The following is a 15,448-nucleotide window of genomic DNA, read 5'->3' as shown; positions in this document are numbered from 1 at the left end:
GTGTCGGGAGTCGGCTTGTCAAACCGCGTCGCCCCAAAAAAAACGGCGCCCAAAGGCGCCGTTTTCTGGTCTGGGCGAGAGGCTTTAAGCGCTCTCGGTCAAAAACTCCGCGCTTACGCGCTCTCTGTAAAGACTTCCGCGCTTACGCGCTCTTGGCCATGATCTCGTCGGCGACGTTGCGCGGCACCGGATCATAGTGATGGAACTGCATGGTGAAGGAGGCGCGGCCCTTGGTCATCGAACGCAGGTTCGAGATGTAGCCGAACATTTCCTTCAGCGGCACATGCGCGCGCACGATCACGGTGGAGCCGGAGGCTTCCTGGTTCTGGATCATGCCGCGGCGACGGTTGAGATCGCCCACCACGTCGCCGACATGGTCGTTCGGGGTGGTGACTTCCACGTCCATGATCGGCTCCAGGATCACCGGGCCGGCCTTCTTCATGCCTTCACGGAAACAGGCCTTGGCGGCGATTTCGAACGCCAGGGCGCTCGAGTCGACGTCATGGTACTTGCCGTCCACCAGCGAGAAGGAGAAATCCACGGTCGGGAAGCCGGCCAGAACGCCGGTATCGGCCTGGTTCTTGATGCCCTTTTCCACGGCCGGGATGTATTCCTTCGGAATCGCACCGCCGACGACCTTGTTCTCGAACTCGATGCCTTCGTTACGCTCACGCGGGGCGAACACGATCTTGACCTCGGCGTACTGGCCCGACCCACCGGACTGCTTCTTGTGGGTGTAGGTCTCGGTGTGCTCCTTCGTGATCGTCTCGCGGAAGGCCACCTGCGGCGCGCCGATATTCGCATCCACGCCATATTCGCGCTTCAAACGGTCGACGATGATCTCCAGATGCAGCTCGCCCATGCCCGACAGGATGGTCTGGCCGGTTTCCTGGTCGGTCTTCAGGCGCAGCGAGGGATCCTCGGAGGCCAGCTTCTGCAGGCCGATGGTCATCTTCTCGATGCCTTCCTTGGTCTTCGGCTCGACGGAGATGTCGATCACCGGGACCGGGAACGCCATGCGCTCCAGCACCACCGGGTCCTCGGACGCGGCCAGCGTGTCGCCGGTGCCGGTGTCCTTCAGCCCCACGAAGGCCGCGATGTCGCCGGCGGACACCTCGGTGATTTCCTGGCGCTTATCGGCGTGCATCTTGTACATGCGGCCGATACGCTCTTTGTGGCCCTTGGTGGTGTTCTGCACCGAATCGCCGCTCTTCAGCGTGCCGGCATAGACGCGCACGAAGGTCAGCGAGCCGTATTTGTCGTTGATGATCTTGAAGGCGAGGCCGGCGAACGGGGCGTTCGGGTCGGCCTTGATGCGGCGCGCGTTCGGATCCTCTTCCTGGCCCTCTTCCGGGGCAACCTTGATGCCCGGAACGTCCACGGGGGACGGCAGGTAATCCAGCACGCCGTCCAGCAGCGGCTGCACGCCCTTGTTCTTGAAGGCGGTGCCGCACATGACCGGGCGGAAGGCGCCGGTGATGGTGCCGGTCTTGATCGCGCGCTTCAGGGTCTCGACGGAAACGTCGCCCTTCTCGAAATATTCTTCCATGCCGGCATCGTCCACCGCCAGCGCGGTGTCGAGCAGGACCTGGCGGGCCTCCTTGGCCTTCTCCAGCATGTCGGCCGGGATTTCCTCATCATGGAACTTGGCACCCAGCTCGCCGCCTTCCCAGATGATCGCCTTCATCTCGACCAGATCGACCACGCCGAGGAAGTTTTCCTCGATGCCGATGGGCAGCTGCAGCGGCAGCGCCACGATGTCCAGCTTCTCCTTCAGCGTGTCGAAGGCGCGATAGAAATCGGCGCCGGTCCGGTCCAGCTTGTTGATGAAGATCAGGCGCGGCACGTTGTAACGGTCAGCCAGACGCCAGTTGGTCTCGGATTGCGGCTGCACGCCGGCCACGCCCTCGATGATGAAGATGGCGCCGTCGAGCACGCGCAGGGAGCGGTTCACCTCGATGTTGAAATCGATGTGGCCGGGCGTGTCGATGATGTTGATGGCGTGCTCTTTCCACTCGCAGGTCACCGCGGCGGAGGTGATGGTGATGCCGCGCTCACGCTCCTGGGCCATATAATCGGTGGTGGTGTTGCCGTCATGGACTTCACCGATCTTGTGCGACACGCCGGTGTAGTAAAGGATGCGCTCCGTGGTGGTGGTCTTGCCCGCGTCGATATGCGCGGTGATCCCGATATTCCGGATCTTACTCAGGTCTGTCTCAGCCATCGATGCCTCCACGGGCGGATAAAATGTCAAACAAGTACGGCGCCGCCTGGATCAGGCCGCGCTGTTCGCCCGGCTTTTGAGCCAGAGCGGGGCATTTGGCAACCCCGATTGCAGGGGGATTATGACGCTTTTCGCCGCATCCACGCCTTTTCAATCGCTTGGAGCGTGTTACAGCTTGCGGACCGATAATCCGAGAGGTTCCCATGGCCTTCGCCTGCACCCTTCCCGCCACCTCAACCGTGCAACAGGACGATGCGCAGCTGCGGATCACACGCTGGGCTTTCGAGCCGGGGGCGGTGACGGGCTGGCACAGCCATGGCTGGCCCTATTACGTGGTGATGCTGACCGACGCGCTGATGGAGGTGCATGACGGCGCCACGGTTCACAGCATCCCGCGCAAGGCGGGCGACGCGTATGTCCGGGATGCCGGGGTGCAGCACGATGTGCGCAATGGCGGGCCGGGCCCGATGGCCTTCGTGGAGATCGAGATAAAGAAACTCTCCCCGGCCTTGGCCGCCCTGGAAAACTAGGGCCGGCGCGCCCTTATGCTGTTCATGAAATCCTTCCGCCTCTACCAGATCCTGCGCGCCCGGCCCTATTTCACCGCCTGCTACGCCATCGGCCTGCTGAGCTGGGTGCTGATGTTCGCGGTGACCAACCCGGCGATCCGTGCGGTGGCGGCCTGGGATATCGGCAGCCTGCTCTATCTCGTCACCACCCTGCTGGTCTTCACCCTCACGCAAGAGCGCGACATCAGCGAGGACGCGAAAGCCCATCAGGAAGGCGAATGGACCGTGTTCAGCCTCACCGTGCTGGGCGCGGTGATGAGCTTCGTCTCCCTCTTCCTGTTCTCCCACGCCGCCAACCAGAAGGCACATTTCACCGGCGCGTATCTCGGCTTCGTCGTGGTCACGCTGACACTTTCATGGGCGGTCACGCAGCTCACCTTCGCCTATCGCTACGCGCATGAATATTATTCCTACGATCTGGGCGGCGAGACCGTGGATGGCGGCATCGAATTCCCCAAGGACGAGCGGCCGGATTACCTGGATTTTGTGTATTTCTCCTTCGTGCTGGGGATGACGTTTCAGGTCTCGGACTGCAACATCACCTCGAAGAAGCTGCGCCGGCTGGCGACCTTGCAGGGGCTGATCGGGTTTCTGTTCAATACGGTGATTCTGGCGCTGTCGGTGAATATCGCGGCGTCGCTGCTTTGAAGGGTGGTTTTATTTAGGGGCTGCCCCAGATCGTCATTCATCTGGCCATTATGTCGATCCTTCAAGGCGTTGAAGGCATAAGCCTGAAAGATATCTGGGACAGCCCCTTTATTTATCGAAGCAGCGCGTTCGCCAGCTCATCCCAACTTGCCTCGTCCGGGGTCAGCAGCAGGCCGCCATCGGTTTGCGACGGGCGGTAGGGTGAACCGTCGAAATGCCGCGCATGGCCGCCGGCCTCACGGTGCAGCAGCACCCCGGCCGCATGGTCCCAGGGCATCAGCTTGCGGAACATCTGCACATGGCAATGCCCGCCCGAGAGCATGCGATATTGATGCGCGGCGCAGCGATAATCCGTCACCGCCGCCAGCCGGTCCAGCCGGTGCAGCACGTGGCTGCGCAAGGGCTCGGGCATGAACCGCCAGGACATCGAGCCGACCATCTGGTCCACCGGCACCGGGGCGGCCACCTGCAGCCGGCGGCGGGTGCCGTCGGCCGCGATCAGGTACGACCCCTGGCCCTTCACCGCCACAGCGCAGTCATCGCCGAACGGGTCGAAAATGAAGCCGGCGAGGATCTCATCCGCCTCCACCAACGCCGCCATCACCCCGAATAAAGGCAGTTCGGCGGCGAAATTCGCGGTGCCGTCGATCGGGTCGAGAATCCAGACCCGCCCCGGCTGGGCCAGCCGCTCCAGCGAGGCGGCACCGGAGGAGACCGCCTCCTCGCCGATCACGTCATCGCCAGGGAATAGTTTATTCAGCCCGGCCTTCAGCGCCCGCTCCGCCGCTTCGTCGGCGACCGTCACCGGGTCCAGCGGGCCGGTCTTGGTGCGGACATCCTCAGAGGAGAGCTTCTTGAAGCGGGGGAGGATTTCCGTTCGCGCCACATGCCGGAGCAGATCGATGACGGATTGAACCTCGGCTGGCTTCATAATGCTTCGAACCTCGCTTTATCGACGGCGGAGAGCCGCACCTGCAATGTCACATGGTGCTCGTCATCCTCACGCGCCACCACCTCGCCATGGCGATAGAGCCAGGCCAGACGCGCGCCATCTTCAACCGGCACCTGCAGCTCGACCAGCTGTTCGGCGGCGGCGAGCCTGGCATCGATGGTCTGCAGCAGCCGGTCCAGCCCCTCGCCGGTCAAGGCCGAGACGGCGATGCCCTCGCCCTGCACGACATTGGCAATGCCGCCCAGCGCGTCGGCCTTGTTCAGCACCTCCAGCGTATGGGAAGGCCAGCCCTCGTCCAGCGTGCCTTCCTTGGCCATGCGGGTGAGCACGGCGCGCACGTCGCGGGCCTGGGCCTCGGTGTCGGGGTGGGAAATGTCGCGCACATGCAGCAGCAGATCCGCCTCCGCCACCTCTTCCAGCGTGGCGCGGAAGGCGGCGACCAGCTCGGTCGGCAGCTCGGAGATGAAGCCCACAGTGTCCGAGAGGATGATGTTGCGCCCGGAAGGCAGCACCAGCCCGCGCATGGTCGGGTCCAGCGTCGCGAAAAGCTGGTCCTCGGCCATCACGGTGGCGCCGGTGAGCGCGTTGAACAAGGTGGATTTGCCGGCATTGGTGTAGCCCACCAGCGCCACCACCGGATACGGCACCTTCTTGCGCGCGCCGCGATGCAGGCCGCGGGTGCGGCGCACCTCCTCCAGCTCCGCCTTCAGCTTGACGATGCGATCACCGATCAGGCGTCGATCCGCCTCGATCTGGGTTTCACCGGGGCCGCCGAGGAAGCCGAAGCCGCCGCGCTGGCGCTCCAGATGGGTCCAGGAGCGCACCAGGCGGGAGCGCTGATACTCCAGATGCGCCAGCTCCACCTGCAGCGACCCTTCACGGGTGCGCGCACGGGCACCGAAAATATCCAGGATCAGCCCGGTCCGGTCGATGACCTTGGTGCCGAAGGCTTTTTCCAGATTGCGCTGCTGCACGGGGGTAAGGGCGGCATCCACCACCGCCACATCCACCTGCGCCCCGCGCAGGGCGGTGGCGGCCAGCTCCACCTGGCCCTTGCCGAGCAAGGTGGCCGGGGTGAGGGAGCGGAGCTGGAAGATCTGCTCATGCACGATCACCAGCCCGATGGAGGCGGCAAGCCCACCGCTTCCGCGAGGCGGGCCTCGGCGGAGCGGATCTGACCGGCGGCGAAGGCCGCCTGCCGGTCCCAGGGCAGCAAAATCGCCGCCCGGCTTGGCGGGGGCGCGGTCTCTTGCATCACGATATCCGGAGGATCAGCCTTCGGACTCGGGGTCGTATTGCGGCTCGGGGTTGCGGCTCAGGCGCAACGTACTGGCGCTGGCGGAGCCAGCCTCGCCAGGGGCCGCAGCGCCACCTTCGGCGCGGCCGGCATCGAACAGCATGATCGGCGCGCCCGGCATCACCGTGCTGATCGCGTGCTTATAGACCAGCTGGGTATGGCCATCACGGCGCAGCAGCACCGAGAAATTATCGAACCAGGTGATCACGCCCTGCAGCTTCACGCCATTGACCAGGAACACCGTGACCGGCGTCTTGCTCTTGCGGACATGGTTCAGGAACACGTCCTGCACATTCTGAGATTTTTCGTTCGCCACGATGGCATCCCTTTATTTTTGTCGCCCACTTTATCGGACGAGTGATTGAATCCACAACAAAAAGTTTAAACCTGCGAAGGCGTGGCGCGTCCGCATGGTGTCTGAATATAGCGGATTTGTGCAACGCGGCAACCGCCCCGAGCCCCAACTTGCCAGCATGGGGGTTTTCCCGCAAAGCATGCGTCAGACTGGAGCACCGCCATAAAATGGAAGCTGACGGCAAAACCCCGAACCTTCCCGCCGAGCCGACCCAGGCCAGACGCTTCGGCAAAACCAGGGCCGCGCAGTTGAGCGCGACGCTGGAGGATTATGCCGAGCTGATCGATGATCTGCAGAGCGGCGGCGCCCCGGCGCGGCCGACGGACATCGCCAGGCGGCTGGGCATTTCGCATGCGAGCGTGATCAAGACCATCGGCCGGCTGAAACGCGAGGGGCTGGCGACCTCCCTGCCCTATCGCGGCGTGTTGTTGACGCCGGAGGGCCAAAATCTGGCGGCGCGCAGCCGGGAGCGGCATCAGCTGGTGGTGGCGCTGCTGCTGGCGCTGGGGGTGCCGCGCGAGGCGGCGGAGGAGGATGCCGAGGGGATCGAGCACCATATCTCCCCGGCGACGCTGGCGGCGTTCCGAAAATTTCTAAGTAAATAAAAGTTTTTGGTGCCGCTTTTTTCAAAAAGCGGCGAAAACGCCCGGGTTTTGGCAACGGCGTCGTCAACGCCCCAACGTTTTGCGGCCCTTTTTAAAAAAAGGGCCGCCCCCAAAAACGTTTAGAACCTGGTCGAAATCGCGATCGACCCGTACTGGAAGGCCGGCGCCGAGCCGTGGAATTCCGGCGTCTCGAAGGTCTCCACCGCCGAAAGCCGCACGCCGCGATAGATCACCGCCAGCCCCACTTCGAGATCACCCTGCAGATGGGTCAGCCCCACCCCGCGGCTGGAGCGGAAATCATTGCCCTGGACCAGCATGTCATGCGCCACGAAGCGCCCCAGCGCGCCGCCGAATACGTACCAGACGAAGGGGCGCGTGGGGTATAGGCATCGGTGCCGGAAAGCTGCGGGCCGATCAGCGCCGGGCCGAAATCCGAATCCAGCCCCTGGCCGAAACGCACGATGCCGCCGGTCTGGGCATAGATCTCGGTATTGCCGACCTGCGCGGTAAGCTGGGGCAGCACCTGCACGCCGATGCCACCATAATTCGCCAGATCCATCCGCCAGATCCGCCCGGCGGAAAAATCCAGCGTCGGCTCGTCATGCAGCTGGTAATGCCAGCCTTTATTGGTGGTATCGCCGATGATGCTGTGGAAGCCGTTCTGCACGGTCTGCGCCAGCGAGGCCGGGCCGACGATGCCGATCGCCGCCCCAGCATCGAGCGGGTGGTCGTGGTGTCCTGGATCAGCGTCAGCTTCGCCGAAAGCTGCCCGGCATAAGGGCGGTCATGCGGGTTGGGGTTGTAGAGCTGGGTGTTGGTCGGGGTGAAGATGACCTGCTGCAGATCTATCTCCAGGCGCTGGCTGCCCTGGCCGAACACGCCCTGGCCAAGATTGGAGAGAAAGCCCGGCACCGCGCCGGTGGGGCCGACATAGCCCAGACGCTCGCCGGAGGTGTAAAGCTCATCCGTGCCGGGGATGGAGGCGGCGTCGTTTTCGAGCTGGATGGTGACGATGCTGTGCGGATCAGCCGGCGGAACATCCGCGCGCGCCTGGGGCGCGTAACTCAACCACGCCGCCGCGCCCAACGCGATGGCAGAAGACGCAATCACAGATCTTTTCACGTTTCGTCGACCCTTTTTCTGAGGCGGCAGGTACAGCCTGTTACAAGCTGTAGCGCAGCCGTGAAAAAAGGAAACCCTTTCAACGCTCCCGGGCGGTGCACAGGGCGAGGTCGATCAGCCGTTCCAGCACCTCGCTCTCCTGCGCCCGGCGATGGCGTGTTCGCCATCCAGCATGAAGCAGGGCACGCCGTTGATGCCGAGCCGGTGCGCGTGCAGATTTTCCGCATGCACATATTCGGTGCCCTCGCCGGATTCCAGGAACAGCCGCACCTGGCGCGCCCCCATGCCGGACTGCACCGCCAGCGCGCTCAGCACCTCATGCTGGCCGATATCCAGCCCCTCGACGAAATGCGCCGCGAAAATACCGGCCACCAGCGCATCCGCGGCCCCAACCCGCGCCGCCTCGCGCACCAGCCGATGCGCATCCACGCTGTTGGGGGTGCGGCGGATGGCGGGGAAATTGAACGCAATCCCCTCCGCCGCGCCCAGCTCGGCGATCGAGGCATAGAGCCGGCGCGCCCGGTCCTCCGCGCCGAATTTGCGGATCATGTAATCGGCGCGGGACATGCCGCCGCGCGGCATGTCGGGGTTGAGCAGGAAGGGCCGCCAGTTGAGGGTGACATCGAGTTCCGGCCGGCGGGCCAGCAGATAGGTCAGACGCTTCACGCCGAGATAACACCAGGGACAGACGAAATCGAAGACGATTTCGATCACCAGCCGTGCGGGCAATGGCGTCAGACTATTCATTTCTCGTCTCATACGCCGATTTCGCGGCCAAGACGAGAGGGAATGGCCGCCCCGCCCGAGAGGATGCCCGCGGATCAGGACCGGCGCGGACGGTTGTAAAAATGACATTGCGGATTGGCGCTGAGCGCTTCACCCCCATATCGGCGGACATGGCTTTACCACATAAAGCGCCGCGGGACCGGCGCGCCGCGCTCAGCGCCTTGACCGCGCCGGCGCATGCCAGGCTGGACGAGGCGATGCGCGGGCCGGCTTTTTCGCCACGCCTGTTCTGTATGCGCGTTATCTGCAGATCACTCATCAGGCCCGCCGCGCGTTGGAAGCAGCACTGGCGCCGCTGCGCCTGCTTCCGGCCGATGCGTATGAGTTGACAGCGTCGCTGGAGGCGGACCTCGCGGATCTCGGCACCGCGCCGCTTGGCGCCACGCCGCCCGTGGGCTTTGCGCGCGGCAGCGGCTGGGGCTGTCTTTATGTGCTGCAGGGCTCCAATCTCGGCGCTTTGCAGCTGCGCGGCTGGGCCCAGGCGCTGGGGTTCGATGGCGCGCACGGCGCACGGCATCTGGCCTTGCAGGCGCAGCGCGCCCGGCATTGGCGCGGCTTTGTCGCGCGGCTGAACGCCCAGAGTTTCAGCCCGGCCGAGGAGCAGGAGTGCGCGGCCGGGCCTTGGCGGCGTTTGCGCATTTCACCGCCGCGATGCCAGGGCTTGCGCGGCCCCAGCATCAAACCCTCGATCCGGCATGAGCGGCGCGTTGCGCCCTCCTTGTTTGGCGGCCGAGAATCCCCTAATTCCGGGCCATGAGCGAAGAAGACAAGATCATGCATGAGGATGCCGCCCCGCAGGACGAGGCGCTGCTGGAAGCCCCTGATCAGCGCATCGCGCAGCTGGAGCAGGAGCTTTCCGAGATGCGCGACAAATGGCTGCGCGCCGAGGCGGAAATGGCCAATCTGCGCGCCCGCACCAAACGCGAGGTCGAGGATGCGCGGCTCTATGCCGTGCAGAAATTCGCCCGCGACGTGGTCGAGGCGGCGGAGAATCTGAAGCGCGGCATCGACAGCCTGCCGAAGAAGACCGAGGACGAGCCGGAGCTGATCACCAAGATGCGTGATGGCTTCGAGGGCATCGAGCGCGCTTTCGCCGGCATTCTGGAGCGCAACGGCATCACCCGCACCGACCCGACCGGCGCGGTGTTCGACGCCAATCTGCACCAAGCGATGGCCGAGCAGGAAAGTGCGGACCATCCGGCAGGCACCGTGCTGCAGGCCTGGAGCCAGACCTGGCTGCTGAATGGCCGCCTGCTGCGCCCGGCGATGGTCGTGGTCTCCAAGGCCCCGGCGCAGGGCTGAATCTACGGCGCCGCCGGCTTCGTGGCCGGCGGCGCACCACTCCCCAGCCCGAACACACCCCGCAGGAATCCAGGCGTGAGCGCGGAGAGCGGATTCACATGGATCTGCGGGTTGCTCATCTTCCCCTGCACATGGGCGCGAACGGCGAACAAGCCGCCGCCCTTCTCCGCCGAGAACAGATGCCCCAGAACCGGGATTTTCCCCGGCAGCGCGTTGAGCGCGTAGGCGGGCACGATCGTGGTCTGCAGATCGCAAATGCCGGTATTGCCGTCCACGCTGCCGCTGGCGGTGAAGCCCAGCGATTCCGAATAGGCATCCGCCCCGTTCAGCCGCAGCACGCCGCCCTCCAGGGTGAAGGGGATGGTCGCGTGGTCGATCAGCAGCCCCGGGCCAGACATCGCCTCCGCCACCCCATATAAGGTCGCCGCCTGCATCAGCTTGATGAAGCCCGGCGCATTCACCAGCCGGGCCTGGGCCAGCTTCAGCGTGCCCTGCGCCGGGCCGCCGCCGAATTGCGCCCGCAGATCCAGCGCGCCGCCCTGCATGCCGTCATACACCCCAACACGCGCAGCAGCGCCCCGGCATCCTGGCCCTGCAGGGCCAGGGCGCGGCGCGGGCCGGCGAGCGGGGTGATCTGCGCGCTCATCCCATCGGCACTGGCGCTGGCCTGCGACAGATCCTGCCCCTGGCCGCTGGCGGTGAGGCTGACATTCCGCAGACCCGGTGCCGGCGGCTTGGTGATATAAAGATGCTGGAAGGCGAGCCTGGCCTGCCAGAGCGGGCCGGAGGGCGCGGGTTGCGGCGGTGCCGCCGGGGCGGGCTGGTCGGGCTGCGTCTGCGCGTCGGCGCCGTGGCGCAGATCCAGCGTCTCGCCGCTGGCCTCGATTTGCCAGGGCTGGCCGGGGCGGGCGGGCGCAATCACGCTGCCTTGCGCCTGCGACCGGCCGATATCCGCCTGGGTCAGGGTGAACACCCGCCCCTGGCTGTGGCCGCGCACGAACAGCCCCGGCGCTTCCATCATAAAATCCTGAATCGCGCCGAGATCACCATTCTCCAGGCTGAAACGCGCCGCCAGCCGCCCCGCCCCGCCGGGCTGCTTGACCCAGCCGAGCAAGGGCAAAGCCAGGCCGATGCGGGTAAGGTCGGCCTCCAGCGCCGCCTCCTGGGTGCCATCCGCCGGGCCGCTGAGGCTGAAGCGGAAGGGCGCGCTGCCTTGCGTGGCGGAGGTGAAGCCACTCGGCGTATCCAGCCCGAAAGCGTGCCAGAGGGCGGGCCCGGCCTCGCCCTGCAGATCCAGCGTCTCCGCCCCGTCCGGCTTGGAGACATCCTGGGTCAGCGTCAGGCTGGCCGGGGCGCCGGCGAGCTGCGCCGTGGCGTCCGCCCGCAGCGTCTCGCCATCGGTGGCGATCCTCACCGCGCCATCGGTAAAGTAGATGCCGGGAATGGGGTGGCCATTTTCACGTCGCTGAGCTGGGTGGCGACGTTGATCTGCACATCCCGCGCGGTGACATTCTTGGCCAGCGGGATCATCGCCGCCAGCGTGCCGGCGAGCGTGCCGGTGGCGCCCTTGATGTCAGGCGGGGTGTGGGCGAGCAGGTTGAGCGGCGGCGCCCCAGAATGCCAAGCACGTTCTGCACCGGCCCCGCCAGATTCAGACTGAGGAAGCCGAACTGATCCTTGGCCGTGAGATCGGTGATCACCATGCTGCCGCTTTGCAGCCCGACCCCGCCGGCCGCGCCGCCGCCGGCATCGATGAGGATGGTATCCATCCCCGGCATGGTGAACACACCGTCCAGATGCTCCAGCGGCACCGCGCCGGGCAGGAAATGCAGGGTCAGATCGCTGGCCTGAAACCCGCCCTGCACGTTCTCGATTTTGAAATGCGAGAGATCGCCATGGGCGGCCATGTCGATGCTGAATTGCGCGTCATGGGCGCTGCCGGCGGTGATGTTTCGCATCACCCAGACCCGCGCATCCGGGCGGCGATCGGCGGCCAGTAGGCCGCCAGATCCTGGGCCTGCACGCTGTCCAGCGCTACGTTGAGCCGGCCGAGCCAGAGCCCATCGCGGTGCGCGCGGAAGCTGAAGTACAGGCGCGGCGCGCTCTGGCCTTGCGGGGCGAGCTGGGCCACGCCGTCGCTCACCTGCACCGCGCCATCGGGCAAGACCGCGAGGGTAAAGCTGGCATCGCTGAGCGCCACCCTGTTCACCCCGGTGCCGATCCGCCCGGCGCCGATGCGCGCATGCACCGCCCCGTGGGAGAGGGTGAAGCCGCGCCCGGGCCAGAGATCCGCATGCCAGGAGACCGGGACATTGCCGCCGGGGAAGGTGGCGCCGGCGCCGTTCAGCGCGATCGGGTCGCGCCCGCCGAACAGATCCGCCACCGGCAGGGTCAGATCGGCCGCGGGAATATCCGCCAGCGCCCCGCCTGAATCGCTGCCCACCTTGATATCCGCCAGACGCAGCACCAGCGGCACCGCCCCGCCTTTGTGATAGCCGGCCCAGGCCAGCTCGGCGGTGCCGATACGCACCTCAACCCCTTCGCCGGAGAGCCGCGTGGCGATGCGCGAGGCGATTTGCGGGATCTCCAGCGGCCCTGCGCCAGCCGGAACCCCAACAGCCCGAACAAGGCCAGCGCCAGCAGCACAACCAGCGCGACGATGCGGCCGAGCTGGTGGATCGCCTCTATGATAATCCAGGCCGCTTGACCTCTGCGGAACTTCATCCTGTTCTGCTTGCCAGATGCCCGGCGATCTTCACAAGCCATCCTTCCCCAAACCGGCCGATCAAGCGGCGGCGGCGCGGCTGCGCGCGGATTTCGCGGCCCTTGGCCCGCGCGAGGCCAAGCTGGCGCGGAGCGACTCGGGGGCGGCGCTGCTGGCGGCGCTGGGCGGCAACGCGCCCTTCCTGGCCGAGCTCGCCTGCCGTGAATCCGCGACGCTCTGCGCCTGCCTGGAAGCTGGCCCCACCCCGCAGGCGAAAGCGGTGCTGGCCGGGCTGGCTTCATTGCCGCCGGATCTGCCCCGCGCCCAGCTCAGCGACGCGCTGCGCCGGGCCAAAAGGCAGATGGCGCTGAGCATCGCCATCGCGGATCTGGGCGGGCTCTGGACGCTGGAGCAGGTCACCGCGGCGCTCTCGGACCTCGCCGAGACCGCCTTGCGCGCCGCCATCCGGCATCTTTTGTACGAGCTGCACGCGGCGGAAGAGATCGCCCTGCCCGACCCGGCGGCACCGGACCAGGGCAGCGGCTTCGTCGCGCTGGCGCTGGGCAAGCTCGGCGCGCGGGAGCTGAATTACTCCTCCGACATCGATCTGGTGCTGCTCTACGATCCGGAAAGCCCGGTCTATGGCGAGGACTCGCAGCCGATGATGGCGCGGCTGGCGCGCGACCTCACCGCTTTGCTCGCGGCGCGCGATGCCGAGGGCTATGTCTTCCGGGTCGATCTGCGGCTGCGGCCCGACCCAGGGGCGACGCCGCCGGTCGTCGCCCTGGCCACCGCCCTCTCTTATTACGAGAGCCATGGCCGCACCTGGGAGCGCGCCGCCTTCTCCAAAGCGCGGCCCGTCGCCGGGGATCTGGCGCTGGGGCAGCAATTTCTGGCCGCCATCCGCCCCTTCATCTGGCGCAAATATCTGGATTTCGCGGCGATCTCGGATATTCACGAGATGAAGCGCCAGATCGACGCGCAGCACCCGGCCGAGGGCTTGCGCGGCTTCGATGTGAAGCTGGGCCAGGGCGGCATCCGCGAGATCGAGTTCATCGTGCAGACGCTGGGGCTGGTCTGGGGCGGGCAGGACCCGGCCTTGCGCATCCCGGCGACCTTGGAGGCGCTGCCCGCCATGGCCCGGGCCGGCCATCTGCCGGAGCGCGCGGCCAGGCAGCTGGCGGCGGATTACCGGGAGCTGCGGCGGGTCGAGCACCGGCTGCAAATGGTGGCGGACCGCCAGACCCATGCGCTGCCCGCCAGCGAGGCCGGGCTGGAGGCGTTCTGCATCTTCCTGGCGGCGCCGCGCTTCCGGCAGAGTTTCCCCAAGCTGCTCGCCCGCGTGCATGCGCATTTCCTGGATTTCTTCGATGCCGGCACCCAGGCCCTGCAGGACGGGCTGAATCCCGGCCCCGAGGGAGCGCCGGCGCCCGCCTTCACCGCCCGGCTGGAGGCGCTGGGCTTCAAGGATATCAAGCATATCGCCGCCCGGCTGCGCGACTGGGGCTCGGGCGATATGCCGGCCTTGCGCTCGCCACGGGCGCGCGAGCTGCTGGACGGGCTGGTCGCCCCGCTGCTGGCAGCCCTGGGCGCGCAGCCGGAGCCGGACAAGGCCTTCGCCCAGTTCGACACGCTGCTGAGCCGCCAGCGCGCCGGGGTGCAGCTGCTCTCTTTGTTCACCCGCAATCCTGGCCTGCTCAAGCGCCTGGCCGCCGTGCTCGGCGCCGCCCCGGCGCTCTCGGACTATCTCACCGAGGACCCGCAGGCGCTGGACGGGCTGCTCGCCCCGGAAGCCCGCTTTGCCGCGCCGCGCCCGGTGCTGCGCCGGCTGCTGGCCGAGGCGGAGGATCTGGAACAGGCCGCCGCCGCCACGCGGCGCTTCGTCCGGCAGGAGGAATTCCACCTCTCGGTGGCGACATTGGAAGGCCGGCTGGACGCGAATGAGGCCGGGCGCACCCGCAGCGCTTTGGCGGAGGCCGCGCTCTCGCAGCTGCTGCCCTTGGTCATCGCCGCGCAGAAGCAGCGCCAGCCCGCCCCGCGCGGCGCCAAGGTGGCGGTGCTGGCGCTGGGCAAGGCCGGTGCCGGGGAGATGCTGGCGGGCTCCGATCTCGATCTGATGCTGATCTATGATCACGCCCCGATGGCGATCCCGCCGACGCAATGGTTCTCGCGCCTCTCCCAGGCTTTTGTGGCGGCGTTGACGGCGCAGGGGCCGGGCGGGCCGGTCTATCATGTGGATATGCGGCTGCGCCCCTCGGGCAATGCCGGGCCGGTCGCGGTCTCGCTGGCGTCCTTCCGCAGCTATCACGCCAAGGAGAGCTGGACCTGGGAGCGCCTGGCCCTCACCCGGGCGCGGGTGATGGCGGCCACGCCGGGCTTCGCCGCCACAGTGCGCGAGGCGGTGCTGGGGCACTCTGCCGGCCGGAGCCGCGGGCGCGCATTCTGGCCGATACCGCCGCGATGCAGGCGCGGCTGGCCGCCGAGATGAAGCCGCGCGGGCCCTTTGATGTGCGCGCCATTCCCGGCGGGATGATGGAGGTCGGCTTCATCGCCCAGGCGCTGCAGCTGATCCATGGCGGCAGCGAGCCGGCTTTGTTCCAGCCCAATACCGAGGCGGCGCTGAAAGGGCTGGCCGCCGCCGGGCTGCTGCGGCAGAGCGACGCCGAGGCGCTGATCGCGGCGGACCGGCTGTGGCGAACGATCCAGGGTATCAACCGCATCACCGGCCTGCCGCTGAGCGCCGCCGCCCCGCCCGGCGCCATGCTGGAGCCGCTGCTGCGCGCCACATTCTTTGCCGATCTCGCGGCGTTGCAGGCGGGCATGCGCGAAGCCGCCGCCCAGGCACACCAGATTTTCACCCAGACATTCACCGAAGGAGCCTGAT

The 15,448-nt window shown here is 66.8% G+C and carries 16 protein-coding genes and 2 pseudogenes; 7 read left to right on the top strand and 11 right to left on the bottom strand.

All coding sequences use genetic code 11. The features are described from left to right. Positions 1 to 142: 142 nt before the first annotated feature. Positions 143 to 2,224 (bottom strand): elongation factor G, encoded by a 2,082-nt coding sequence (gene fusA, locus GT370_RS02465; RefSeq protein ID WP_008493401.1) that lies wholly within the window; start codon positions 2,222 to 2,224, stop codon positions 143 to 145. Positions 2,225 to 2,427: 203 nt separating this feature from the next. Here fusA and GT370_RS02460 point away from each other — a divergent pair, with 203 nt between their 5' ends. Then, on the top strand, positions 2,428 to 2,754 hold the full coding sequence (locus GT370_RS02460) for a cupin (protein ID WP_008493402.1): 327 nt from the start codon (positions 2,428 to 2,430) through the stop codon (positions 2,752 to 2,754). 15 nt (positions 2,755 to 2,769) lie between these two features. Then, positions 2,770 to 3,441 carry a DUF1345 domain-containing protein gene (locus GT370_RS02455; protein ID WP_008493403.1) on the top strand — a complete coding sequence of 224 codons (672 nt, stop codon included), beginning with the start codon at positions 2,770 to 2,772 and terminating at the stop codon, positions 3,439 to 3,441. A gap of 112 nt (positions 3,442 to 3,553) precedes the next feature. Here the strand turns inward: GT370_RS02455 and GT370_RS02450 are convergent, their stop codons facing one another. The 3 genes and pseudogenes from GT370_RS02450 to hfq form a co-directional block, all read right to left on the bottom strand. Then, positions 3,554 to 4,372 carry an inositol monophosphatase family protein gene (locus GT370_RS02450; protein WP_008493404.1) on the bottom strand — a complete coding sequence of 273 codons (819 nt, stop codon included), beginning with the start codon at positions 4,370 to 4,372 and terminating at the stop codon, positions 3,554 to 3,556. Further along, a pseudogene (hflX, locus tag GT370_RS02445) lies at positions 4,369 to 5,648 on the bottom strand (GTPase HflX). Before hflX ends, GT370_RS02450 begins: the two are co-directional and overlap by 4 nt. Positions 5,649 to 5,664: 16 nt before the next feature. Next, entirely contained in the window at positions 5,665 to 6,006 is a 342-nt protein-coding gene (hfq, locus tag GT370_RS02440) for an RNA chaperone Hfq (RefSeq protein WP_008493407.1), read from the bottom strand. A gap of 206 nt (positions 6,007 to 6,212) precedes the next feature. Between hfq and mntR the strand changes: the two genes are divergently transcribed. Further along, a complete protein-coding gene (mntR, locus tag GT370_RS02435) occupies positions 6,213 to 6,650 on the top strand; it encodes a manganese-binding transcriptional regulator MntR (RefSeq protein ID WP_008493408.1) in 438 nt (145 codons plus the stop codon). Between the two features lie 119 nt (positions 6,651 to 6,769). Here mntR and GT370_RS21155 read toward each other — a convergent pair whose 3' ends face one another. The 3 genes and pseudogenes from GT370_RS21155 to GT370_RS02420 all read right to left on the bottom strand — a co-directional run bounded on the left by GT370_RS21155 (position 6,770) and on the right by GT370_RS02420 (position 8,519). Beyond that, positions 6,770 to 7,216 (bottom strand): lipid A-modifier LpxR family protein, encoded by a 447-nt coding sequence (locus tag GT370_RS21155; RefSeq protein WP_442865525.1) that lies wholly within the window; start codon positions 7,214 to 7,216, stop codon positions 6,770 to 6,772. Continuing rightward, positions 7,177 to 7,760: pseudogene (locus GT370_RS02425) on the bottom strand (lipid A-modifier LpxR family protein); the annotation flags it as partial. The pseudogene GT370_RS02425 and the gene GT370_RS21155, both read right to left, overlap by 40 nt. 126 nt (positions 7,761 to 7,886) lie before the next feature. Next, positions 7,887 to 8,519, bottom strand: a complete 633-nt coding sequence (locus tag GT370_RS02420) for a DsbA family oxidoreductase (RefSeq protein ID WP_333490008.1) — start codon at positions 8,517 to 8,519, stop codon at positions 7,887 to 7,889. A 313-nt stretch (positions 8,520 to 8,832) separates the two neighbouring features. Between GT370_RS02420 and GT370_RS02415 the strand changes: the two genes are divergently transcribed. Both GT370_RS02415 and GT370_RS02410 read left to right on the top strand, forming a co-directional pair. Continuing rightward, a complete protein-coding gene (locus tag GT370_RS02415) occupies positions 8,833 to 9,315 on the top strand; it encodes a biliverdin-producing heme oxygenase (RefSeq protein WP_270183837.1) in 483 nt (160 codons plus the stop codon). Further along, on the top strand, positions 9,312 to 9,860 hold the full coding sequence (locus GT370_RS02410) for a nucleotide exchange factor GrpE (protein ID WP_008493412.1): 549 nt from the start codon (positions 9,312 to 9,314) through the stop codon (positions 9,858 to 9,860). Before GT370_RS02415 ends, GT370_RS02410 begins: the two co-directional genes overlap by 4 nt. 2 nt (positions 9,861 to 9,862) lie before the next feature. Here GT370_RS02410 and GT370_RS02405 read toward each other — a convergent pair whose 3' ends face one another. From GT370_RS02405 to GT370_RS02390, 4 genes are all read right to left on the bottom strand, one after another. After that, positions 9,863 to 10,417: an AsmA-like C-terminal domain-containing protein gene (locus GT370_RS02405; RefSeq protein WP_270183836.1), complete on the bottom strand. Its 555-nt coding sequence runs from the start codon at positions 10,415 to 10,417 to the stop codon at positions 9,863 to 9,865. After that, the gene (locus GT370_RS02400; protein WP_270183835.1) at positions 10,342 to 11,274 is read right to left on the bottom strand and encodes a hypothetical protein; all 933 of its coding nucleotides are present in this window, start codon (positions 11,272 to 11,274) and stop codon (positions 10,342 to 10,344) included. Before GT370_RS02400 ends, GT370_RS02405 begins: the two co-directional genes overlap by 76 nt. A gap of 112 nt (positions 11,275 to 11,386) precedes the next feature. Then, the gene (locus GT370_RS02395; RefSeq protein WP_270183834.1) at positions 11,387 to 11,818 is read right to left on the bottom strand and encodes a YhdP family protein; all 432 of its coding nucleotides are present in this window, start codon (positions 11,816 to 11,818) and stop codon (positions 11,387 to 11,389) included. Continuing rightward, positions 11,818 to 12,390 carry a hypothetical protein gene (locus GT370_RS02390; protein WP_270183833.1) on the bottom strand — a complete coding sequence of 191 codons (573 nt, stop codon included), beginning with the start codon at positions 12,388 to 12,390 and terminating at the stop codon, positions 11,818 to 11,820. Before GT370_RS02390 ends, GT370_RS02395 begins: the two co-directional genes overlap by 1 nt. A gap of 211 nt (positions 12,391 to 12,601) precedes the next feature. On the opposite strand from GT370_RS02390, the gene GT370_RS02385 reads away from it, so the two are divergent. Together GT370_RS02385 and GT370_RS02380 are read left to right on the top strand one after the other, a co-directional pair. Further along, complete coding sequence (locus tag GT370_RS02385) at positions 12,602 to 15,052, top strand: bifunctional [glutamine synthetase] adenylyltransferase/[glutamine synthetase]-adenylyl-L-tyrosine phosphorylase (protein ID WP_270183832.1); 2,451 nt, start codon at positions 12,602 to 12,604, stop codon at positions 15,050 to 15,052. Continuing rightward, positions 15,025 to 15,447: a hypothetical protein gene (locus GT370_RS02380; RefSeq protein WP_270183831.1), complete on the top strand. Its 423-nt coding sequence runs from the start codon at positions 15,025 to 15,027 to the stop codon at positions 15,445 to 15,447. The genes GT370_RS02385 and GT370_RS02380 overlap by 28 nt, the downstream gene beginning before the upstream one ends. Position 15,448 lies beyond the last annotated feature (1 nt).

Source organism: Acidocella sp. MX-AZ03 (assembly GCF_027626035.1).
Lineage (GTDB): Bacteria > Pseudomonadota > Alphaproteobacteria > Acetobacterales > Acetobacteraceae > Acidocella > Acidocella facilis.
The sequence above is the reverse complement of the archived record's forward strand: the minus strand, read 5'-3'. Positions and strand labels throughout refer to the sequence as shown.